Annotated in this window: 18 protein-coding genes and 1 pseudogene; 4 read left to right on the plus strand and 15 right to left on the minus strand. The window is 48.4% G+C overall.

All coding sequences use genetic code 11. From position 1 onward, the window contains the following. Nucleotides 1-134 precede the first annotated feature (134 nt). From MKY85_RS28525 to MKY85_RS28565, 9 genes and pseudogenes are all read right to left on the minus strand, one after another. A complete protein-coding gene (locus tag MKY85_RS28525; RefSeq protein WP_342571357.1) occupies nucleotides 135-941 on the minus strand; it encodes an ABC transporter ATP-binding protein in 807 nt (268 codons plus the stop codon). 39 nt (nucleotides 942-980) lie between these two features. Beyond that, a complete protein-coding gene (gene nikC / locus MKY85_RS28530) occupies nucleotides 981-1811 on the minus strand; it encodes a nickel ABC transporter permease subunit NikC (RefSeq protein ID WP_342571358.1) in 831 nt (276 codons plus the stop codon). Then, nucleotides 1808-2752, minus strand: coding sequence for a nickel ABC transporter permease subunit NikB (gene nikB, locus MKY85_RS28535; protein ID WP_339257875.1), 945 nt, complete (start codon nucleotides 2750-2752; stop codon nucleotides 1808-1810). The genes nikC and nikB overlap by 4 nt, the downstream gene beginning before the upstream one ends. A gap of 76 nt (nucleotides 2753-2828) precedes the next feature. Next, complete coding sequence (gene nikA / locus MKY85_RS28540) at nucleotides 2829-4463, minus strand: nickel ABC transporter substrate-binding protein (RefSeq protein ID WP_342571359.1); 1635 nt, start codon at nucleotides 4461-4463, stop codon at nucleotides 2829-2831. Between the two features lie 294 nt (nucleotides 4464-4757). Further along, nucleotides 4758-5698, minus strand: a pseudogene (locus MKY85_RS28545) (1,4-beta-xylanase). A gap of 233 nt (nucleotides 5699-5931) precedes the next feature. Beyond that, nucleotides 5932-6969: a glycoside hydrolase family 130 protein gene (locus tag MKY85_RS28550; protein WP_342571360.1), complete on the minus strand. Its 1038-nt coding sequence runs from the start codon at nucleotides 6967-6969 to the stop codon at nucleotides 5932-5934. Nucleotides 6970-6990: 21 nt separating this feature from the next. Further along, a complete protein-coding gene (locus MKY85_RS28555) occupies nucleotides 6991-7830 on the minus strand; it encodes a carbohydrate ABC transporter permease (RefSeq protein ID WP_339238628.1) in 840 nt (279 codons plus the stop codon). Beyond that, entirely contained in the window at nucleotides 7827-8714 is an 888-nt protein-coding gene (locus MKY85_RS28560; RefSeq protein WP_339238629.1) for a sugar ABC transporter permease, read from the minus strand. Before MKY85_RS28560 ends, MKY85_RS28555 begins: the two co-directional genes overlap by 4 nt. Nucleotides 8715-8904: 190 nt before the next feature. Next, nucleotides 8905-10218, minus strand: coding sequence for an extracellular solute-binding protein (locus MKY85_RS28565; protein ID WP_342571361.1), 1314 nt, complete (start codon nucleotides 10216-10218; stop codon nucleotides 8905-8907). A gap of 448 nt (nucleotides 10219-10666) precedes the next feature. On the opposite strand from MKY85_RS28565, the gene MKY85_RS28570 reads away from it, so the two are divergent. From MKY85_RS28570 to MKY85_RS28580, 3 genes are all read left to right on the plus strand, one after another. Further along, the gene (locus MKY85_RS28570; RefSeq protein WP_342571362.1) at nucleotides 10667-11857 is read left to right on the plus strand and encodes an AGE family epimerase/isomerase; all 1191 of its coding nucleotides are present in this window, start codon (nucleotides 10667-10669) and stop codon (nucleotides 11855-11857) included. Beyond that, nucleotides 11854-13038: a glycosidase gene (locus tag MKY85_RS28575; protein WP_342571363.1), complete on the plus strand. Its 1185-nt coding sequence runs from the start codon at nucleotides 11854-11856 to the stop codon at nucleotides 13036-13038. The genes MKY85_RS28570 and MKY85_RS28575 overlap by 4 nt, the downstream gene beginning before the upstream one ends. A 140-nt stretch (nucleotides 13039-13178) precedes the next feature. After that, entirely contained in the window at nucleotides 13179-14252 is a 1074-nt protein-coding gene (locus MKY85_RS28580) for a substrate-binding domain-containing protein (RefSeq protein WP_342571364.1), read from the plus strand. Nucleotides 14253-14331: 79 nt separating this feature from the next. Here the strand turns inward: MKY85_RS28580 and MKY85_RS28585 are convergent, their stop codons facing one another. The 3 genes from MKY85_RS28585 to MKY85_RS28595 all read right to left on the minus strand — a co-directional run bounded on the left by MKY85_RS28585 (nucleotide 14332) and on the right by MKY85_RS28595 (nucleotide 17519). Beyond that, nucleotides 14332-15009, minus strand: coding sequence for a hypothetical protein (locus MKY85_RS28585; RefSeq protein WP_342571365.1), 678 nt, complete (start codon nucleotides 15007-15009; stop codon nucleotides 14332-14334). 277 nt (nucleotides 15010-15286) lie between these two features. Further along, nucleotides 15287-16714, minus strand: coding sequence for a hypothetical protein (locus MKY85_RS28590; RefSeq protein ID WP_342571366.1), 1428 nt, complete (start codon nucleotides 16712-16714; stop codon nucleotides 15287-15289). Between the two features lie 289 nt (nucleotides 16715-17003). Further along, a complete protein-coding gene (locus MKY85_RS28595; RefSeq protein WP_062836740.1) occupies nucleotides 17004-17519 on the minus strand; it encodes a DUF2179 domain-containing protein in 516 nt (171 codons plus the stop codon). A 347-nt stretch (nucleotides 17520-17866) separates the two neighbouring features. On the opposite strand from MKY85_RS28595, the gene MKY85_RS28600 reads away from it, so the two are divergent. Then, the gene (locus tag MKY85_RS28600) at nucleotides 17867-19081 is read left to right on the plus strand and encodes a Glu/Leu/Phe/Val dehydrogenase dimerization domain-containing protein (protein ID WP_342571367.1); all 1215 of its coding nucleotides are present in this window, start codon (nucleotides 17867-17869) and stop codon (nucleotides 19079-19081) included. A gap of 643 nt (nucleotides 19082-19724) precedes the next feature. Here the strand turns inward: MKY85_RS28600 and MKY85_RS28605 are convergent. From MKY85_RS28605 to MKY85_RS28615, 3 genes are all read right to left on the minus strand, one after another. Further along, the gene (locus tag MKY85_RS28605) at nucleotides 19725-21392 is read right to left on the minus strand and encodes a hypothetical protein (protein WP_342571368.1); all 1668 of its coding nucleotides are present in this window, start codon (nucleotides 21390-21392) and stop codon (nucleotides 19725-19727) included. Nucleotide 21393: 1 nt separating this feature from the next. Continuing rightward, on the minus strand, nucleotides 21394-22179 hold the full coding sequence (locus MKY85_RS28610) for an ABC transporter ATP-binding protein (RefSeq protein WP_339238638.1): 786 nt from the start codon (nucleotides 22177-22179) through the stop codon (nucleotides 21394-21396). A gap of 253 nt (nucleotides 22180-22432) precedes the next feature. Beyond that, nucleotides 22433-23947, minus strand: coding sequence for an RICIN domain-containing protein (locus MKY85_RS28615; protein ID WP_342571369.1), 1515 nt, complete (start codon nucleotides 23945-23947; stop codon nucleotides 22433-22435). Nucleotides 23948-24155: the final 208 nt, after the last annotated feature.

Below are 24155 nucleotides of genomic sequence, written 5' to 3' on the forward strand. Positions count from 1 at the left end.
ATCTCCGAAGAAGACGAAATTACACATCACCATGTCCATTCCACCCCTACACTACCCACTCAAAATACAGTTCATACCCGCTCGCTCCACACATACACTCACTGAACGATTCAACTCACCTGCACCTGTAATCACTATTGTCCCAAAGACATACTGGGTCTGGCATTTAACAACATCCGTGTATACTCATGCTGTGGGTGATCGAATAGTTGGTATACATCGGCCTGCTCTACAATTCGTCCCTTCTGCATGACTGCGACCTCATCTGCCATTTGCGAGATCACGCCCAGATCGTGGGAGATGAGCATGATGGATGTGCCGTATTCGGTACGTAGTCGATCCAATTCCTGAAGCACCTTCAACTGATTCACAACATCCAGTGCCGTCGTTGGTTCGTCAGCAATAACCAGGGCGGGGCGCAGGCACATCGATATGGCGATCATCACCCGCTGCAACATGCCGCCACTCAGTTGGAAGGGATATCGCTTCATCAGCTTGGCCGGCTCGGGCAGGTTCATATCTGCCAAGGCAGCAATGGCCCGCTCTCGGGCCGCGGCTTTGGACATTCCCGTATGCGTACGCAAAGTTTCAATGAATTGAGATTCAATCGTATATACGGGTGTAAAAGCATTCATCGGATTCTGCATAATAAATCCGATGTCCTTGCCACGGATGCGCCGCATCTCCTCGCCAGACAACGAGCCCAGCTCCCGTCCATTCAGATGGATGCTGCCCAATACCTCCATCCTGCGCGGATTAAGCAGGTGGAGCAATGCGTTACATGTAACCGTCTTGCCGCTGCCACTCTCGCCGACCAGACCGAAGACACGACCTTTTTTTAATTCGAAATCAATAGGCGCAAGTAACGGGACGGAACCCTCGGCTGTTCTAAGATTCACTTGCAGACCTCGAACTTCGAGTACTTTCGTTGCATCATCCACCGTTACGTTCACCTCCGTGTGAGTTTGGTTCCGAATCAACTACCGTTTTGCAATGCCATAACGCTCGGATAATGCTTCACCCAAGATGTTGAACGTAATGACGACCAGCAGAATCAATGCACCCGGGTAGATCATTAACTCCGGATGACTGCGAATATAACCCGTTCCTTCATGAATCATGGCGCCCCACTCTGCATTGGGTGGTTGAATGCCAAGCCCCAGGAAGGACAGTGCGGATATATCCATAATCGCCCAGCCCATCTCCAACGTACCCATGACAACAATGGGACGCTGCACGTTGGGGATGATATGTTTGCGAATAATCGTCCACGAGGAAGAGCCGCTAATCCGCGCCGCTGCGATGAAGTTCCTTTCCTTCAGACTCACGACCATATTCCGGCAGATGCGTGCATAATACACCCACTGTACCATCATGAGGGCTAGAAGCACCTGCATCAGACCTGGACCAAAGATCCCCACAATACCAAGCACCAGCACCAGATTCGGAAACGCCATAATGCCTTCACACAAGCGCATTAGCAGACTGTCCACCCAGCCACCAAGGTAACCGGAGATTGAACCTACAATGACACCTATAAGCAAAGAAGACAGAAAGATCAGGGTAGCAAAACCAAGCGACACCCGCGCGCCATATATCAGCCTGGTGAGATTGTCGCGTCCCAGATGATCCGTTCCGAGCCAATGCTCAAGCGATGGACTCGACAGCTTCTGCAACAGGTTCACCTTCACCGGGTCATGAGGAGCAATCCATGGGGCTAGTAACGCGATCACGAAGAAAAGCAATATAATCACCGAGCAGATCTGGATGGCTCTCTGTCCTTTAAATACCGCACGCCATTTGTTTATCAATGTTCTGCCCGTCCTTTCGCCGAAATCCGTGGGTCCATATAGAGCTGCACCAGATCAACGAGCAGATTGCATACGATGAACAGGCATGCCGCCAGGAAGACATAACATTGAATCACGGGAATATCCCGGTTAAATATCGCATCGACAAAATATCTTCCGAACCCAGGCCAGGAGAACACCTGCTCTACAATAATCGTGCCTGTGAGCAGCTTGCCCATACTCATCCCCATCCCCGTAATGAGGGGGGATATAGCGATCTTCAGGACATGCTTGAGCATAATGACTCGTTCGCGAATTCCACGTGTTCTCGCGTACTGTACATACGTCTCCTGCAATTGCTCCAGTACACTGGAACGCAACAATCGCGTGTAGACCGCAATAAGAATCAAGGAGAGTGTAATCGTAGGCAGAACCAGATTCTCCCACGATCCACGCCCCTCCACAGGCAGCCAGTCCAGCTTCACCGAGAAAAAGAAAATCAGCAGATAACCGAGCCAGAACTGCGGAATAGATGCTCCAATATAGGAAATGGCCCGGCTGAGCATATCAATCCAGCTATTCTTATACACCGCTGCTAGGACTCCCAAAGGAATACTCACCAAGGCCGATAACAATATACTCCAAAAGGCCAGTTCAGCCGTAGCCGGAAGCCTTAATTTCACTTCATCCCATACGGGTTTATTGGTGAGGTACGAAGTGCCGAAGTCGAGCTTGGCAATCTTCTGAATCGTATGCGCATATTGGGTTAACAAGGGCTGATCCAGACCGAATTCATGTCGCTTTTGCGCAAGCAGCTCCGGTGTTGGATAGATATGAGCTGCTGTCAGATAAGCCTCGGCCGGATCAACTGGTGAGATATGAATAAGTGCAAAGGTAACAAGTGTAGCGATAAAAACGATAGGAATGATCGCGATCATTCGTTTACCAATATAGCCGATCACCAAACGTTCCTCCCTTTCATCAAGCTACATGGCCTTACCAAGGACCATCCACTTCCCTAATTAAAGTATTTACTATTTATTGATTGCCCAGTTCAATGCCGACAAACGGATTCTCATCACGGTTCGCCGGGAAAATAAAGTTGGAGATTTTCTTCTGATATACAGCCGTTTTCTTAATGTAAGAGATCGGTACGATCGCCGATTGCTCCTGAAGAGTTTTCAGGATGGAGCCATATAACTCCTGGCGTTTCGTCTCGTCTGTAGATGACAGTGCTGCATGCACCTGATCGTCCAGTTCCTTTTTCATCGGCAACGCACTCAAGGTCTCGGAAATCCCGAATCCAGGGCTCGCTACAACGTTAATGAAAGAATGGGGATCATACGGCGCGCCATAGTTATACCAGAAATACAGGTCGAAGTCATTGGCTTTCAGACGTTTGATCTGAACCGTCAGTTCCAGTCCAGTGAGGTTTACTTTAACCCCCAGCTCGCTCCACTCAGCCTGAATGGTCTCCGCCATCGCTTTCTGAATCGGGTCCGTTTTGTCAAAAATCATCTCGAAATCAAGCTGCTGCCCGTCTTTCTCACGAACCGTCCCACCAGCCGGCAGCTTCCAGCCCGCTTCATCCAGTAATGCTTTGGATTTCTCCACGTCATACGTGATTGGTTCCAGGTCTACATTGGTGTACGGATAGTTTTTGGACAATACGGTGTCGGCTGGTTCTTCCAAACCGGAAGTGACCCCCTCAACCATCGCCTGTTTGTTAAACCCTTGCTGGAGCGCCATCCGCACTCTGACATCGGACAGCTTGGAATTGGAAGAGTTCAGCAGCAGACTGCGTGTGCCCACCGGATCAGACAATTGCGTCACATATTCATCGTTGTCACGAAGCTGTTGGAATGCATCCAGACTGATCACTCCTTCTCCGTAGATCAGGTCGAGATCGCCTTTTTCAAATGCAAGGACACGGGTTTCACCGTCAGGAATGATTTTGACCGTAATCTGATCTACCTTCGGTGCTGTTCCCCAATAATTCGGATTGCGTTTGAAAACAGCATATTCGTCCTGCTTGTAATCAGCCAGCATCCACGGGCCCGTTCCAACTGGCTCTTTGATGCCTTGGGAAGTATCTCCGTTATCCGGGAATCCAGCTTCACCCAGGAAGCGGAAAGGACGAACCACCGACAAATCCTGAAGAACAGGATAATATGGCTCTGTGAGTGTCAGTTGGAAAGTCTGGTCGTCCACAACCTCCGTCTTGTCGAGCACACCTACAATGCCCAGCCAGCTATGTGTATCTTTATTTTTCATTACAGCATCAAAGTTCTTTTTCACAATCTCAGCATTAAATGGCGTACCATCTGAGAATTTCACACCTTGGCGAAGCTTGAATGTATATACTTTGCCGTCATCGGAGATGGTCCATGATTCTGCCAGCGCAGGTTCGAGTTTCCCGTCCTTCTGATAACTGATCAGTGGCTCATAGAGCATGGATTGGGCAAATAATTGCGAAGGATTGTACGTATGCGGATTCATTGTACCGATATCACGTGGCCATGACATCGTAATCGACTTCGTAGATGTTTGATCCGAAGCAGCAGATGAGGATTCATCTCCACTTCCTGTATTGCTGCAGCCCACGATAACCAAGAGCAATAAGAGCATCATTGCCAGCGTGAGAGCCGAAGATTTGCGATGTTGTACAGACATGGATGTTGAACCCCTTTTCTCTATTTTATGATAATGATTATCATATTCATCCATTAAGAATAGGCAGGAGCCTTCCTTTTGTCAACAAAATTCGACATGATATATGTTGTTACTAAAATAGCCAAAAAACCTTTCCTGTGGGAGGAAAGGTTTTTTGGCCTGAATGTGAATTAAAACTGGAAAAATAAGTCCACCATAATCTGTTATTCCTTACTCACAGCCTGGAAATCACGAAAGTACATATGTAGATATATCACTAAAGATTCTTCTTCACATACGTCTTCTTGTTTCTGGTTAAACTTCTACCGTGATGCCCTCATAGAACCGACGAATGACCTTCTCCGCTGGCTTACCGTAAACTCCATATCCATCATCGGTGAGCGCATCCTTCTCGTCATGCAGATGTGCGCTCCAATCCCAAAGACCGAATCCACGTACCCAGTCACGCTGACTGACATGCCGGAACATGGCTTCATAGAATCGCTCCTGTTCCTCCGCGCTGACCTCACCTGCAAGTCCCCAATCGTTCGGTACATGAGCTGATCCGCTGCGGCTAGGACAACCAGCTTCCGCAAAAAAAAGGGTTTGCCATAGGGAGCAACCGCCTCCTCAATACGATCCAGCTGTGCCTCCCAATCTCCGATCGGATAATAACCACTGGAAGAGATCACGTCCACAGCATCCCACCACTTCACATGATCTTCCTGATATTTGTCCGTGTTGTATGACACCAGTCCAGTGTACACTTCACGCACACCAGCGATCACCTCGCGCCACTCCTGATCCCGACGCTCGGATTGGACCATCTCACAGCCCACGATGAACATCTCACACTTTTCCTGCTCTGCAATGGCTGCATAATGCTTCTGAAATGCCGTGTAGCTGCGGAACCAATCCTTCCACTTCGGTTCACAAGGCACATCGATATCAAAAAAGTTAATATGTGCACGCCATGTGCCATCGGTGCAGTTGACGGTTGGTTTCAGAATGACACGCAGCCCGAGTTCACGGGCATACCGCATCATATCGATCAGTTCATCATCATCTACCAGATGGACACCCCGATATTTGACCTCTACCGCCTGCGGATGATCCTGATGTGCCGCCAGTGCAAAAATAACATGTGAACTGCCTGTGCGCTCAGCCATCAGACGCAAGGATTCTTTGGCCTCCGGCTTGCGGAAGGCACCCTTGCCACTCATCCAGCCAAATGTAAATCCTTTGATATATTCCATGTGCAATACTCCCCTGTGTCCCATTCACTTCATTTAAAAAACAGTCGAATATATACACTTCCACTACGATTGCAGTACCATCTTCCGATCGCCGTTATCCCCAGATTTCTATCAAATCCCTTTTATGTAAGGGAGAAATCCGGGGATAAATGCGACCCCTTCGCTTCTTCAGATTGGTTCTGCACTCTCCGTTATTGTGTAAATTTCAGCTTTAAAAAATTGTCTCACTTCAATTACAACTTGCCTTCCTCGTGGTCTCCGACAATGACTTCATCCGTCTCGATCACATAGTTCACGATTTCTTCGATGGTCGTATAAGCCACACCGACATAGGTGTCGGCAGCACCGTAATAGATGGCGATACGTCCAGTCTCGGCATCATGCAGTGTTGCACACGGGAAGATGACATTATCGACGAATCCTTGCTCCTCGTACCATTTCTCCGGGGTCAGCACAAAGTCGGAGGAACGATACTTCACTTTGGAAGGCTCATCTAGATCCAGAATGACCGCCCCCATGCTGTAGACGAAACCGTTGCACGTTCCCGTTACGCCATGGTAGAACATCAGCCAGCCCTCGGACGTTTCGATCGGAGCGGGCCCGCCGCCAATTTTAACCGATTGCCACCAGCCTTGACCGCCTTTGCTCATGACATGACGATGTTTGCCCCAGTACACGAGATCCGGGCTTTCACTCAGGAAGATGTCCCCGAACGGGGTATGTCCACTGTCGCTTGGTCGGGACAGCATGACATAGTTATCGTTGATTTTGCGTGGGAACAGCACGCCATTCCGGTTGAACGGCAGCATCGGATTTTCAAGACGGACAAACGTTTTGAAGTCATCCGTTTTGGCTAGACCGAGTGCAGCTCCGTAAAAATCGGTACACCAGATGATGTAATACGTATCCTCCACTTTGACCAGACGTGGGTCGTAAGCATAGTTCGGCATAAATGGATCGCCATTTTCATCGACAAAGGCAATGCGTTCCTCTTCAATCTTCCACTCCAGACCGTCCTCACTCGCTCCCATGTGGAGGTGCGGACGTCCATTCACAGTTTCAGCACGGAATACCCCGATGAATTTCCCTTCATACGGAACAACGGCGCTGTTGAAAATACGGGCAACGCCCTTCACCGGGTTACGCGGTACGACCGGATTCGCGGAGTGTCTCCATACCGGGCCTTCTGTCCCCTCCGGTTTGGCCTCCCACGGCATATTCGGCAAAGCATCCCCCACAATGTGTACGTTTTTCGTTTCAGCAACTGACATTTTCATTTCTCCCTTCGAATTTTATTTAACGGAGCCTTGTGCGAAGCCGTTATAGATGTATTTCTGTAACAACAGGAAGATGATCATCGTTGGTATAATGGCGATCATGATGCCGGCGCTGATGACTTCCCACTGCGATCCGAAAGGTCCCTTGAATTTGAACAAGGCAGTGGATATGACCTGTAGATCGGTCTTCGGCATGTACAGAAACGGTGTGTAGAAGTCGTTATAGATGTTAACGCCCTTCACAATAATGACCGTTACAATGGCCGGTTTCAGTAGTGGCAAAATGATTTTCCAGTAAATCGTGAAGTACGAGGCACCGTCCAGCATGGCCGATTCGTCCAATGCACTTGAGATGGAGCCCAGGAATTGCAGGAAGATATACACCGCGATGATATCTGTACCCAAGTACATCACGATGGCTGCCCAGCGTGTGTTGAACAGGTCGAGCGCGTTGATGATCTGGAATGTGGCAACCTGCGTTGTCACACTGGGGATCAGGGTAGCGAGCAGGAATGCGGCGACCATGATCTTTTTGCCTTTGAATTTGAACCGATCTAACACATACGCAATCATGGAACCCGTTAAGGTTGCACCGATAATGGAAATGACCAGGATAATAATTGTATTTTTGAAACCGACCAGCATGTTTCCATCCACAAATGCCTTCGCATAGTTCGCAAAGTTCAGCCAGTTGGCTGGTGGGGCAAGTGGACTGCTGGTGGCGTATTCCGCATTGGTTTTGAGGGAGGCAAACAGGATCACCACGATGGGTAACAGTGCGATAAACGCCGCAATAATCAGGGAAGCATATTTAACTACGCTCGCAAGGGTGTATTTGAATTGTGTCACGTTCATTCCTCCCCTTTCATGGTGACGCGCTGCACGAGCGTAACGAGAATAACGATTAAGAGCAGTACGACTGCCATGGCAGATGCCAGTCCCAGCTTGCCATATTTAAACGCCAAGTGAACCGTTTGGATGACAAATGTCATACTGCCGTTGGAACCATCGGTCATGATATATGGAATATCGAACGCACTAATTGCGCCGCTAATGGCCAAGATCAGGTTAAGCTGCAGGATGCGCGTAATACTCGGCAGAATGATATGGCGGAATTGCTGCCAGCGATTGGCGCCGTCAATATCCGAAGCTTCATATACATCCTTCGGGATGGAGGAGATTGCACCCAGGAAGATAATAAAGTTGAAGCCCATGTATCTCCATACCGATGCGCCTGCAAGGGACACATTGATAATATTCGGGTTACCGAGCCAAAGCTGCGTGTATTGTCCCAGCCCTACAGCATGCATGAGCATATCGAGTGTACCGTCCGGTTTGAAGAAAAAGAGGAAGATAAAACCGATAGCTACCCCATTCAGCAAATAAGGAAAGAACAGTATGCCTTTAAAGAAGTTTTTGCCTCGGACTTTGAAACTCAGAATCGTGGCAAAGTAGAGCGCCAGGCCCATCTGCACGAACGTGGCCGCGAAGTAGTACAAACTGACAATAAATACTTTGAAGTATTCCGGATCACTGAAGATGCGTGTATAGTTCTCAAACCCAACATAATCGAATCTTTTGCTGTATCCATTCCAATCGGTGAAACTGTATTTGAACATGTTGATGACCGGTAAGTATGCAAACGTGAACAGCAACGCCAGCGGAATAATTGAGAAGGCACAGATGATAAATATGCGTTGCGCTGAGTAACCCCAATTCGAAACCTTTAAGTACTTCATGCTCTCCACACCTCCAAGCGGTTGACCCGCCTATATATCGAAAGACTCCCGTCCAGGAAAATTGGGCCGAACAACTGCCGGGGAAGGCATCCGGCACCATAACTTCAGACACCATTTGCCCCCAAGCAACATGGATTTTATCCCATGCTCCCGTAGTCTGTTCACCACCTGACCACTTACGTTAATCCCATTATTTCGTGAGTTCTGCTCGTGCTTTTACCCACTTATCGTTCAGATCTTTCATGATGTCGTCATACGATTCCTTGCGGTTACCAATACCTGCTTCGATAATGCGTTTCTTAAAGTCAGGCTGCCAGAGACCGATTTCGCCTTCGTTATCAATCTTGTCAACGAGACCTTCCTGACCTTCTTTGGCAGGGGTGAGCGTGGAGAATTTCACATCTTTATATTGATCCAGAATCGGTGGCAATTCCGCGCTTTTGTCTGCATCCATACCGCCGCCCTGTTCAACCGCGTAGTTCGATTTCGCCAGGAACCAGTCAATCCAGGCTTTGGCCGCAGGTTTGTTCTCGCTGTTCACGTTCATACCAATGTTATAGTCAGCGGAGAGCGGAACCACAACATCACTTGCATTGGTTGGGAAAGGAAGAAATCCGATGTTATCCGGCGTATCTGTCATCCCTTGAATCTGTGTGATGGCCCAAGAGCCAAGTGCCATTGTGGCAATTTTGCCTTTGGCAAGATCCGCTTTGGAGCTTTCCCAGTCGGTTGTCGTTGGATCTTTCTCAATCAGACCATTCTTGGCTGCATCATAGAGCACTTTGTACAGTTCATAGTGCGGCTGACCAGGCACAAAGTTATCATCTGTGTTCGGTTGGTCCACGTTCACATAATCTACGCTACCCGCAACGGTTGGCAGATCCGCTTCCCATTGAGTAAGCGCCCAGCCGGATGCATAGTTGGTGTACAAAGGAATTGCATCGGTATTGTCTTTCACCAATTGAAGCGCTGCCTGGAATTGCTCAGGCGTCTTAGGCACTTCATTGATACCGGCATCCTTGAATACCTGTTTGTTATAGATAATTCCCGAGAACGTGATGACCGTAGGGATACCATATACCTGACCATCCACCATACGTTCTTCAATCGCGGTGTATTTATCTTTCAGTTCATCGTACGTGCCGAGCGGCTCGAAAAAGTCCGGGATATCCGCGATCGGAACACTGGTCGGGATCATCAGTACGTCACCGTAATCTTTGGTGCTCATACGGATCTTTACTTGCCCTTCATAATCGGCCAGTGCCTGGAAGTTCACTTTAACATCCGGGTATTCCTTATTGAACTCCGCTGCGTAGTCTTTGAACATGGTATCCACAATATCTGTCCGTTGTGTAAGGACGGTAATTTCACCCTTAATATCTGCCGGATCTGTACTGATCTCCTCCCCTGCCTGCGAAGATCCACCTCCGGATGAACATGCAGCAAGTAGTGAAGTGATGAGCAGCATCGTCAGCAACATCATCCAACCTTTGTTTTTTCTCAATTGATTCGACCCCTCTCTTAATTTAATTAAGTTATCGTTAAGGTTACAAAGTGAATTCTATTATGGTAACGCTTACCTGTCAATTCATTTATTTAGAACCTAACAAGAAAAATTGAGATGCAATTCGTTGACATCTGTTTTTTAGAGCACTAATATTGTTTTATAAAGTTACCGTTAACTTAAATATATAAACTAATCAAACATTTACACGAAACGGAGAGGACAGAAAGAACCTGAAGAAGCGGAGCGTTCGCCTACAAGCTTTCTGCAAGAAAGCTACATCGGAAGCATATGCTATCCCCGGATTTTCTCCTTATGACAAGGAATTTAAAAATCTGGGGATAACAGCGATCGGAAGGTTATTCTGTCATCGGAGTGGCCAATGTAAATATTCTTTAGTCCGTTTATAATTTAAGATTTATGTAACACGTTGAAGGAGCGCTCACTTATGAATACAAAAACATCTCAACTCCAATCTGAGATTAAGGCGCATTGGGAGAAGCAGATTTTACCCTTCTGGTCCAACCTAAAAGATACAACTCACGGTGGGTTCTACGGTTGGGTGGGCAATGATCTTCAGGTGAACCAACAGGCCCCCAAAGGCGGGATCGCCACGGCACGTCAACTATGGTCTTTTGCAGCGGCGTATCGGGTTACCGGAAACGAGAGATGGCGCGAGCACGCGGAACACGCATACCGTTTTCTCGCCGATCATGTGATGGATACCGAATATGGCGGTATGTACTGGATGGTAGATTACACAGGGGAAGCACTGGACACGAGCAAACATGTATATACGCAATCATTCGGCGTGTATTCACTCAGTGAGTACTATCGCGCTACTGGGGATGCTTCTGCGTTGGAACTTGCGAAAACGCTTTTTGCTCTGATTGAGGATAAAGGTCTGGATGCCGAGCTACCTGCATACAAGGAACAATTTGATCGCACATGGAAGGAACAGCCCAATGAAATGCTGAGCGAAAACGGGGTGATTGCGGATTACACCATGAATACGCATATCCATGTGTTAGAGGCCTACACCACACTCTATCGCGTGTGGCCAGATCAACAAGTGAAGGCGGCGCTGGAACGCCTGCTCGGCATTCTATATGAACGGGTGTATGACCAAGACACCACGTTTCTCGGGGTATTTTTCAACAAACAGTGGGAGTCCATCATTGATTTGCGCTCGTTCGGACATGACATTGAAGCCAGCTGGCTGATTGACGAAGCACTGAAAGTTCTGGGGATGGAGCAACATCCGGAGTATGCGGCGATGGTAACGGATATTGCCTATAACATCTCCAATGTGGCCGTGAATGCCGATGGTTCCCTGCTCAATGAACAAGAAGGTGAACATATCGATGAGAAGCGAATCTGGTGGGTTCAGGCGGAGGCCATGGTCGGCTTCTATAACGCGTATCAGCGCACAGGTGATCCACTGTTTCTGGAGAGAGTGGAACGGCTGTGGACCTACACGAAGGAAAATATTATTGATCAGCGCGCTGGCGGAGAATGGTACTGGTCAGTTGACGGGAACGGAACAACGGATCAGAGCGAGATTGCCGGACCGTGGAAATGCCCGTATCACAACAGCAGATTCTGCATTGAACTAATCGAGAGGATGGGATCAGAATGATACACCCGAAATACAAGGAGTTACTGGAGAAACAGGAGCAGTTGCTTACCCGCCCCAATGAGATCAATTCTTCCTTCTACAATGGCATATATGATCGGTACCAATATCCGGTTATCACTCGCCATCATGTGCCGCTGCATTGGAGATTCGATCTGGATGAGACGACCAACCCGCATTTCATGGAACGTCTGGGCATTAATGCAACGTTGAATCCAGGAGCCATCTATTTCAATGGCAAATACATCATGGTCATTCGTACGGAAGGATTGGATCGTAAATCGATCTTTGCGCTTGCGGAGAGTGACAATGGAATTGACGGGTTCCGTTTCACGGGTAAACCACTGGTCTGGGATGATATCGATGCCGATGAAACGAATCAGTATGATATGCGCCTCGTTCAACATGAAGATGGCTGGATCTATGGCATCTATTGCTCGGAACGCAAAGACCCGGAGGCTCCTGCATTTGATACATCCAGCGCAGTGGCACAGGCAGGACTGGTTCGGACACGAGATCTCACAAGCTGGGAACGGTTGCCCAACATCACAACGAATTCCCCTCAACAGCGAAATGTCGTATTGCACCCGGAATTCGTGGATGGAAAATATGCCTTCTACACCCGTCCACAGGACGGATTCATCTCGACTGGTAGCGGCGGCGGTATCGCCTTTGGTCTATGTGAGGATATCTTAAACCCGGTCATTCATGAAGAGACGGTTATCGACGAACGGCAATATCATACGGTTTACGAAGTCAAAAACGGCCAAGGCCCTGCTCCGCTCAAGACGGATCGTGGCTGGATTCACATTGCTCACGGGGTTCGGAACACCGCAGCAGGACTGCGTTATGTGTTGTACACTTTCGCAACGGATCTGAATGATCCGACGCGTATGATTGCCAAGCCGGGCGGCCACTTCATTGCCCCTTATGACGACGAGCGTGTAGGCGATGTGTCCAATGTTATTTTCTGCAACGGTGCCGTAGTCAATGAGAAGCAAGAAGTCTTTATCTATTACGCATCCAGTGATACCCGCTGTCATGTGGCAACTACCACTCTGGAGAAACTGGTTGATTATACGTTCAACACACCGGCCGATCCATATCGTTCCCTGGACTGTGCCAGCCAGCGGGGTCAGCTGATTGAACAGAATGAGAAGCTTTTACAGAAACAATTAACGTAACATCGGTAGAGCGTCCTCTCAGGGAAACCTGCAATGTGCTGAAAATTAGCGAAGCAACAGCCAGAATGGCTTTATTCCAAGTGGGTAACGATGTATACTGATATGGATTGTTATTATGTTGGAGGAAAGCACTCATCATAGTGACAGCACATTGTGCCTATACCGGCTTGAAGGAGGCGACCATACTGAAGAACAATATCACCATGCGGGATATCGCCGACAGGCTCGGGGTCAGCAGTGTGACCGTCTCGAAAGCGTTGAATGATAAAGATGGCGTGAGTGGCGAATTAAAAGAAAAAATTAAAGTGCTTGCTGTTGAAATGGGCTATCGGTATAATGCCGCTGCCCGTTCGATGAAGGAAGGCTTAACCCATAATATTGGCGTAATTATCCCGGAGCGTTTTACCGGACCTACGCAGTCGTTCTATGTACGCGTGTTCCAGCGCATCACCAAACATCTGGAGGAACAGGGCTACTACGGCATTCTGCACATTCTGAATGTGGAGGATGAGGAAGAATTAACATTGCCCAAGCTGTACAGCGACAACAAAGTCGATGGTTTTATCGTGCTCGGGCAGATCAGCAAAGAGTATATTGAACTGGTGCGATCAATGGAAGTTCCCAAAATGTTTCTCGACTTCTATGATGAACATTCGGACATTGATTCCGTCGTTACCGATAACTTCTACGCTGCCTATGAGCTGACGAACTATTTGGTTCAGCAGGGCCACCGTAACATTGCTTATGTAGGGAACCTGTATTCCACGAGCAGCATCCAGGACCGATTCCTCGGGTATTACAAATCCTTGCTGGAACATCGGTTGCCGATGAATCCAAATCTAATTCTGAATGATCGGGATGAACGGGGTACGTTTATTGAGATCGATCTGCCTGAGCAGTTGCCAACGGCCTTTGTATGCAACTGTGATCAGGTCGCCCATCTGCTGGTTCAAAAACTGAATTCGATGGATATTCAGGTGCCTGGCCAATGCTCTGTTGTTGGTTTTGATAATGATATCTATGCCATGCTCTCCGATCCCAAGCTGACAACTGTCGAAGTGGATGTGGAACAGATGGCGCGCACGGCAGTCCAGTCGATGCTCAAAAAGGTCGACAACCCGAACCGCAGTTTCGGCCGTGTTCATGTGAAAGGTAATATCATCTATCGTGACTCAGTGAGTGCTGCGTCTGCCTCATCAGATACAAATGGATAGCCGAATAATAGAATTTAAAAAACGAACACAGATGACTGGCCTCTATCTTATTGGCCAGTCTTTTCTGATGCTCCGGGGCTTAATAACGACGACGATCTGTTGAATCCATCAAAAATGTAGTCGTTCTCCAAATCGAGAGAATGAGAATCAGCTCATACACATTGGTTAAAGCCCCACTCTTCACGGGCAGGGAGATTAGCTGCCCTGCAAACAATAACGCAGTCCCAATAAACAGCCATACCCATTTATGTTTGAAAAGCACAATCAAGCTAACGAACAAGAGTACAATGCCCACGATGATAACCATCATCGGCGGACCTCCATGATCTTCTGCCACATATCGCAATACTCCATACTCTTCTATAGCAGTGAGATTTTTAACCTCGGATAAAGTAAAGCCTACAATCTGGTAGATAACCAGACCCAGCGTTATCAGCCATGCTGCCACATTCGTTATACTTCTATTTGCAAACTTGGCACCTGAGCTACGCAAGATATGGTAGCCAACAAGAATAAGGGTAGGCGTAGCGAAGGCATGTAGCCAAAATCGAAGGCTACTAAGAACGGTTAACAACTCCCCTTCTCCTATCAGGTTACCTACAGCAATAATTCCATTATCATATGCCAAGCTAAACGCTACGAATAGCTGAAAACTGGAATATGTGAGCCATTGCTTTCTCTGGGTTAAAACGACGGCCATCCGAATAACAAGTATCAAATAAACAAGAGTCAGTGCGGAGTATAGCCATACATCCAAGCTGTTTCACCATCCTTATATCCAAACTCATATTCACTTGCTCATTTTTGTTTATAATTAACTAGTTATCATTTCCATTCATTTATTATATTTACCAGTAAGTATAATTACAAGACGAACTTGTATTAATAACTGTTTATAGAGTTAATTTATACAATAAAGAGTACTCCCGGCTATCGCAGCTGCAGGAGTACTCTTTTCTTGTTTGAAGAATGAACCAGCAACAGGATACCCTGATACCCCTTGCTTTGTTCTCAGAATTACATCACATCATCGCCTAATAACTCGTCTTCAACCAATTGTCCTTGGACCAAGTCAGTTTACCCGAACCCGCCCCATTGGATGCTGTGAGGCGTGCATTCAGCGTAGATGGATCATCCGTCGTATAGCTGTAAGGAAGTGTCGAGAAGCCATTCCAGGAGAATGATTTTACCACGGCCGGGACTGGTGCCAGTGGACTGCCAGATGTATCACTGCTGCCTCGGAAGGAGCTTCCATCCAAAGAATACATCGTATCGGTCACTCTGATTTTGCCGGTATAGGTCGGATCTGCCGGATCGGTCTGATTGTTACGAACAGGATACAGCACGTCCTTGATGACTGATTTCTCCACCAATACAGCTCCGCTTTCCGTAGAGATAGCCCCATTGCCAATAATATCGAACTTATAACCTTTGGACGCAATCGCTGTTGCCATTGCCGTTGTAATTTTGGCTTTAGCGGCACGTGCCCCTGTTGCATCCATCACGATGTTATACGCATGTGCGTTGCCTCCACGCAGGCGTGGCATCCGGTCCTGAATGTCTTTGTAGAGATTATGGTGCAGCGTCATGGACAGATTGGCATTAGCCGACTCCAGGCTGGTGGAACCGACCAGATGTCCTTTCTTTTGCGGTCCAGAGATGGCAATAATATCGGCTTTGCTGAGACCTACAGCACTGCTGCGCAGGTAGTTGTACATCGGATAGGAAGCCTTATTCGCTTCCAACTCGTTAATCTGCTGGGTAACCCAGCTGCTTGCGCTGCCGTCATCCCCTTTGAAGAGGGACCAGGAGATGGTCACGCCGCTGGTTCCTTTTTTCGAATCGATGAGTCCGTCATAAGCTTTATTGAATGTACAGTGATCAATCCATACGTTGCTGTTCTCTTCCAGGGTGATATAATCCCAATCGTTCTTGTCGTAATCGCCTTTGGTCGATTCATCCCATTCCCATAACTCATCGAATTCCAGGTTGCGGATGATCACGTTGGAGCTTCGCTTCACGCTGATCGCAGCGTGTTTGATTTTGGAACCATTGGCGGAGAAAATGGTGAGTCCATTGAAACCGTCCACTGTAATTTTACTTACACCTGTCTGTTTCAATACAGGATGCGTCAACGCATCATTATGCTTGGCAAACGGCGAAGTCTGCGCTGCACTCGGAATCTCATTCCATCCCAGATTCAGATCGTTCATGATCTCAACGACTTTGACACCGGAGTTCTTTTTCAGAGCCAGTGCCAGATCAGTCGCATTATACACTTTCTTATACGTAGCTGTGTTGGATTCGCTGACGATGCCGCCGCCCGCGTTGCCTTGGGAGAAACCTGTAAGATTGTAGTCCGCATTGCCCGCTGCCTGCACACTTGCCGGTCCGGACAATAATGTTAGCCCCAAGGTTAGAGCCAAGGCTGCGCTGCACCAGCTTCGAATTGTAGTTTTCATAGAATTCATTCCTCCCGAAATATGATGATTACATTCGTCCATCGCTGCCAAGCCATGTTACGAAGGACATGCCCTCAATGTAAGTGTTGAGAGCGATTACAACAATAATCCCTGTCTCACATGTAGGAGGAACTGCCGATGTGGCAAGGATCTGTACTGTAAGCAACCTTGAATCGTACAGAGTTAACTTGAGGAGTAAGATTTCCGGGATACTTTGAGACAGCAAGGCGGTGTCGGATAAAATGAAAACAAAAAAGCAGGACTGCATCTGCTGCAGACCTGCTCGATTTTACTTTTTGATGGAACGTGTCCAGAAGCCGCCATGGAACTGTTTGGGCTCTACGGTAATGACAAATGCTTTGGGGTCCAGATCGAGAATCGTCTGATAGAGCAGTTTCTGGTTTTTGCGTTTCGCCAGAATCTCCATCACAAGCCGATCCCCGTCACGTCCGCTACCCACCCATGCAGTAACGCCGTACCCTTTATCTCGAAGTGCATTCGCGACGTTGCCCCCCATCTGGTTACAGATGACTTTAACGGTAACGTAACCGAGTGCAATCTTTTCTTCAATCCAGGCTCCGAGCAACACACCAAGTCCGTATCCCACCGCATACACGATTAAGGCAGAAGGTTGGGTCAGATATTTAAGCACCAGATTCAGGCCGAGCACATAGATCACAATCTCACCCATGCTGATCAGTGCGGCGATATATTTCTGTCCTTTGAGCGTCAGAATCATCCGGAGTGTATAAGCCGATACGTACACAATCTGGATCAAAAAGATAAATACCAATATTTTAAACAATCGTAATCCCTCTTTCCTGGCCTTCACAAGTGAATCGGCCCTTTGCTGCATCTACTCGACGATTTCGTTTTATCCATACTTCCTGTACGTTCGCTCTATCTCCATCATTGGACGTTATACACTCATTCTAAACGGTTGAATGTCAATTCGGAGGCATTTTCTGCTCTTCGTCATGCCGGAACTGCCATTATAGAACCGTTTATACCGATTATCAACCCGGGCGAAGGTCCCAGGGGCGAAAACTGGTGACTGTGAATATGCTGTATCATCATAAAATCGAGCATAATTGCACAGGATACCGGGTCAGAATCAGGATGGATGAGGCAAAACAAAAAGGAGGTACCGGCATGCAGCTATGGCAGGAGATGGAACGGGAAGGCATGGAGGAACTCATTTTTTGCCATGATGCAGTTAGTGGGTTGAGGGCAGTCATTGCGATTCATAGTACAGCCCTTGGTCCTGCACTGGGTGGATGCCGCTACTGGACGTATGCATCCGAGGAAGAGGCTGTTCGGGACGCCGTGAAGCTTGCCAAAGGCATGACGTACAAAAATGCAATCTCTGGACTGCCCTATGGCGGCGGGAAGGTGGTCATATGGGATGGTCCTTTTGCAAGGAATGCAAAACCGGATGAGGTTAGTTGTGAATCTCAGAGCGTTGAGCATGTCGCTGGAGATCTGAAGATAGAGCAACAAGAGAGCCTTGCCTCTGAAGGGGAAATCGTTGCTGAGGAAGTGTCGCATCATATCGATGGGAGCCCGGATACAGACGTATCCAGGCGGGCGCAGCGCTTTCGCGCACTGGGTCGTTGTCTGGAGCGGCTGAACGGGCGCTACGTGACCGGCCTTGATCTGGGTACCACGGCGACAGACATGGACCAGATCCGAATGGAGACCGCACATGTGACGGACACCACCGGTTCACTTGGGGCGCAGGATGACTTCACTGCCGAGATGACCGCCTACGGCGTACACATCGGCATTGTGACCTCGCTGCGCCAGCAAGGCATTGCATCTTTGCAGGGCATTCCCGTTGCCGTCCAGGGACTGGGCAAGGTCGGGCATGCCCTGTGCCGTTACCTGCATGCAGCCGGGGCACGGCTCATTGTGGCAGACGTTGTACCAGAGCGTGTACAACGTGCCCTTGTGCAGTTCAGCGGCGCCATTTCGGCCGATCCGGCCCATATCCACGCCGCTGACTGCAAGGTCTTCGCCCCCTGTGCTCTGGGGGGCGTACTGACCCCGGCAACGGTGGAGGAGCTGCGCTGCTCCATCGTTGCCGGGGCGGCCAACAACCAGCTGAGTGAACGACAGCTGGTTGTTGGCCGCATGCAGGCGCGCGGCATCCTGTACGCGCCTGATTACGTGCTCAACGCAGGCGGAATCATCTCCACCGCCTACGAGCTGGAAGGCGCCGGGCCTGACCTGATCCGCCAAAAGGTGGCGGGGATTGCAGGCACGCTAAGCAAGGTATACGCAGAAGCTGCGCAATCTGCGATCTCTACAGCCGATGCAGCCGATCGGCTGGCGGAATCTATCCTCCGATCAGGCCATACAAGATAGGGTGCCCCCTCCTGGAGAACCTCCACTGCTTTACTTCATTCTAACGAACCTGATACACGCTATTTGCCCCTTTTAGCGTGTATCTAATATCTAACGAATCACAGAGTCGCTATTGTGCCTGTTCGGTCCCTTCTTCAAGCTAAATAACTACTTTTCAGCAGGATAGCGTTCCTGAGATTCGTTAGAATTTATTTTTCCGATTATTCCCCCCAATAGGTTGTCTCAGGTTCGTTAGCGCTCGGACGAGGGTTTCTTTGAGGGAGCATGCATATCAAAAAGAGCTAACCTCGACATCCGTGTCAAGACTAGCTCTTTTAGCTCTTATCACTTCAACCTTCTCATCTCTAATCCCTTGGTTCTTCGTTCTTGGTTCTTCGTTCTTGCTTCCTCGTTCTTCATTCTTGGCTTTTGGCTCTTTATTCCTCGTTGTGTAATCCATGCTTCTCTGGTGCACCGTACTCTAATCTCTTACTTCTCTAGAACGTTGATCCTTAGGTTCACCTGATCCAAGCGCTCTCTGCACGGATAGCATGGCGTTTTCTTGGAACAGTCCCTCTTATCCCATTCGCCCTCTTGTTCGTTCCATCTTTTATTCTTTTATTCTTCTGCTTCCTGTTCTTCTGTTCTCTCTACTACTCTATTCTTAAACGGCAACCGGCCTCTTATCCGCTGTCTTCTTCTCCCGAAACAGCAGCGTCCACAGCAACACATTCGCCACGATCAGTAGTACTCCATAGATCCAGATGCCCCCCGACATGGATCGGAAAAAGACATGGACTCCCCATAACATGGCAAGCACAGGGAGGGCGGCAAATACATACCAGCCATCACTTTGTTGCGCCATACTGAAGGATTGGGAGAACGGCGGCTTCCGCAGCAACAACTTGCCTGCCAGCGGAACAAGCGCGGTCGCCGTTAACAAGATGATCGCAATATCCGGCAGTATCCGTAATCCAAATGTCCAGGTGAACAGAATAGCATTTGCCAGAAATATAGGCAGGAACATGTTGCACAGGAATGCCTTCAGAGCGCCTTTATACAATGCACTATCATTCGCCATCGGTGCAGCGCGAAAGGTCCAGAACGCCTTGTATTGTCCCGAAAATTTCAGCATGACTACCACCGTTACAACCAGAATCAACACGATGTAAAAGGTGTATACGAACGAGCTTTGCCTGAACTCCGTCCAGGTGGAGGATTGCAATTGGGTATACCAAAATATATAAGGCAAAACAAAGGATAAGCCAAGCGATGGATACACCTTCAGCTTGAATTCCCGTTCATTACGCATCATGCTGGCGGACAGACGGAAGCAAGCCTGCTCCTCTCTGGAACGACTGACCACCTTGGAGATCAACCGATCCCAGGTTCCGCGTCTGCGCCCGGAAGACTCACCCGAGTGTGCCATTTTCTCCAAATACAACTCAAACGAAGGCATTAGCTTCACATATACGATCAGACTCACCAAAGGAACCAAGACTGCGAGTGCTGTGAAGGTATACATCCATACATTCCCGCCCCCTGCAAATAACCATTCATAGGCAGCCGCATACCATAACGGAGGCAACAACAATTGCCACCAAGCGGGGGTAAATACTATACCAAAATCAAACATGTCGAACGAGCGGATGACCAGCTGATAACCAATTGCAATTCCCACGGACAGCAGAATCTGCACCATATTGATCATATCCTTCAGCTTCTCGCCATCCAGAAACTTCATCATGAGAAGATAAACCAAGGACGTGGTCACCAGAATCAGCATGTTGATCAGAATTAACTCCACAAGGAAGATCAGAAAGAATCCGATGCCATGTGTAATCAACGCGGCAATTAGCGGTACGCCAGTTAACGAACCCGTCAGCAGGAACAGATAGACACCTGCATGAATGGCTCGGGCCATACCTACCGTTCGCCCATTAACAGGCTTCGTCATGATAATATTTCGGTCCCGGATATCCAGCAGTACGGAGGAGAAATCCGAGATCATGGACGTCATGATCATAAACATTAAGATGCCGAACACCAGACCCATCTGAAGCATGAAATGCCCTGTATCCCACACGATAAAGGGAACCATCATCAGTCCCATTAATCCATACATCCACAGGGATCGATGAAACTGATTACCTTCCTTGCGCTCTTTTTTCCCTGAATTGTTGGACAAAATGGTAGGAACTCTGCGTTGATCCATCTGGAATTTCACCCGCAATATCAGGCGCAGTGCATCATAATCTGCCCCTGTTCTGGCGATGATTGGCCGAAAGCGATCCAGAATTTTCAGCGTGCGGAAGTCGGAGGTTTCCTCCATATCAGTACACCTCCTGCACAATCGATACGAATCGCTCAGCAATGGCTTTGTGCTCATTGAAACCCGTCAATTGATTGAATACTTCCTCGAGCGTGCCTTCCATGGATTGCTGTTGGAGTTGCTTAAACGTACCGTCTGCCACGACGCGTCCTTCAGCGATCAGTACAATCCGACTGCTGATCTTCTCCACCACATCCATGATGTGAGACGAATAGAAGATGGTTGTACCTTTGGCTGACAACTGCGATAAAATTTCTTTCACCACCATCACACTATTGGCATCCAATCCGCTGAGAGGTTCATCCAGGAACAACAGATCCGGGTCATGCAGCAGCGCAGAGATTAACAGCACTTTCTGCCGCATGCCTTTGGAAAAGGAGGCAATGCGGGAATGATATGATTTTTCGAGTCCAAAACAATCCATCAATAACTTGGCTTTATAATCCGCATCTTCATAGGACATGCCGTACAACTCTCCCGTAAACGTCAGGTACTCCGCAGGCGTTAATTGTTCGTATAATTCCGCGACCTCGGGAACATAGCCTATTTTGCGTTTATACTCCACATCCCCATCCGCAATATCTTTACCAAAGATTCGCACCGTGCCCACATATCCTTCAACCAGCCCGAGTAAAATCTTAACCGTCGTACTCTTGCCGGCTCCGTTGGGACCAATATATCCAATCATCTCACCGCGATTCACTTCCAGATCGATGCCATTCAACACATAACGCCCGTTGTATCTCATACGCAAGCCTTCAATGGATAGCACATGTTGTTCACTCACTTCGTTATCCACTCCTGTCTCTACTTTTTCTACAATTCTACTAGTTTACCACAGTTTGGTATGATGTTGATCGGAATTAAATCATGATATGACCCAACATCTGCATATTCCATGGAGTAAGAGCATCACATAACAAGCGTGAACACATCACAAAGCCCCTGTCTCACCTTAAGGGAAGAGACAAGGGCTTTATCTGTAGCTTTATCTGTAGCTTTATCTATAATTGGAACCTTATTTCTAATATCTAACCGTCTTACTGCACTTTAACAATCTGAAAATGCTGATTCGTACCGCCATTATCCGTCCACTGGATGGCCGCAGCACCATCTGCCAACGATTGACCGGAGATGTCCAAAACCTTGCCTGTACTGCGGTTCTTCAGTTTATAATAACCACCACCTACATGGACGAGCTGCCATTGCTGACTGGCCCAACCCCCGTCATTCCACTGTTCAATGACAGCCCCATCGGCCGTGGAACCATTCTCCACACCGATCAGCTTGCCGCTGGAACGGTTGATGATTTTGACATAACCGCCACCTGCATCGGTAATCTGCCACTGTTGACTCGTTGTTCCCCCATCTGCTCGCTGCTCCACATCCGCACCGTTGGCGGAAGAACCTCCAATGACATTTAGCAACTTGTTACTTTTACGACTAATCAGCTGATATGAAGCATTCGGGTCCCAGACATCCGGTGTATTCACTCCGGTCACGGTACCTGTTGCTGTATCAATCGTGATACTGCTGGCCCAGTTCATCGCCAGACTGGTTGCGCTTGGGAACGAGAGTGGCAGCCAGACATACTTGGAATCCTGCACAGGCCCGCTCCACGCTCCAGCCCAGCGATCGCCCATGTAGAGATAGGATGTGGTCTGAGAACCTTCTACCGGAACGACATAGGTGGATTGGGAACCATACGTTGTGCTGTCTCCGAAGTTGCTAAGGCCGCTCCATGTGCCTGTAATACTGGAAGCTGTTGCATATTTAGCCTGATTCGGATTCCAGCCAGTTGCACCCGAGGTGATCAGGAAGTAGACGCCATCTTTTTTGAATAAAGCAGGTGCTTCACGATATTGTCCGGGCCACAGTGTTGTGACAAGGGATTCCACACCCAGGAAATCCGGGGTCAGCTTATATATATTCAGATCTGCATTCACTCGGGTCGCGGAGATCAGATAAGCGGTTCCGTTATCGTTATATACCGTCATATCTCTGGAATCATACCCAAGTGGACGATAGCTGCCCACATACGAGTAGTTCCCATCAACCGTACTAGAAGTAGCTACAGCCACTCTGGCTTCGCCATAATCCAGACCATTCTCCTTGTGCATCCAAAGCACGTATTTGCCCGTGGCACTGTTGTAGATGACCTTCGGGCGTTCAATGTTGGAGATATTTAACTCGGCTGCCGAGCTGCTGGTGAGCACATCATTGCGATACTCCCAGTTCTTCAGATCCGATGAACGATACACCGATACCGCCTTGAATGTTCCATTTGGGTTGCGATTCTCCCCAAACCAATAATAATACCCATTTGCCTTGATCATCCCGCCCCCATGGGCATGAACGACATTGCCATTGGTATCCTTGAACTGTATCCCGTTCGTAACACTAAGCGGAGCAGCTGAAGCATCCGGTCCGGGTGCAAGCAGCATACCTATTGATTGCAGCACTAGCACCAAAATAAGCAGATAACTCAAGCGCTGAGTAAAGCGAAAACGGCGTGAGTGTGTATTCTTTTTCAACCATCCATCGTTCATAGCCATATCGTAATGCACCTCCACGTTTTTTATGAAGCGCTTACATAAAATAAAATCGATATGTCTCATCTGCCTCCGATCGATGATGCATTTTAACATTAGAATTCCTGACAAGATTGATTGGCTCAGCTTCACCTCCTTGTTTCCGATTGTAGCCGCCATGTTCCTGCTCGAATAGTGAACAATCCGGCGGAACATGTACAATTCCATACTC

Source organism: Paenibacillus sp. FSL R5-0749, from assembly GCF_038595085.1.
In the GTDB taxonomy this organism is placed as follows: domain Bacteria; phylum Bacillota; class Bacilli; order Paenibacillales; family Paenibacillaceae; genus Paenibacillus.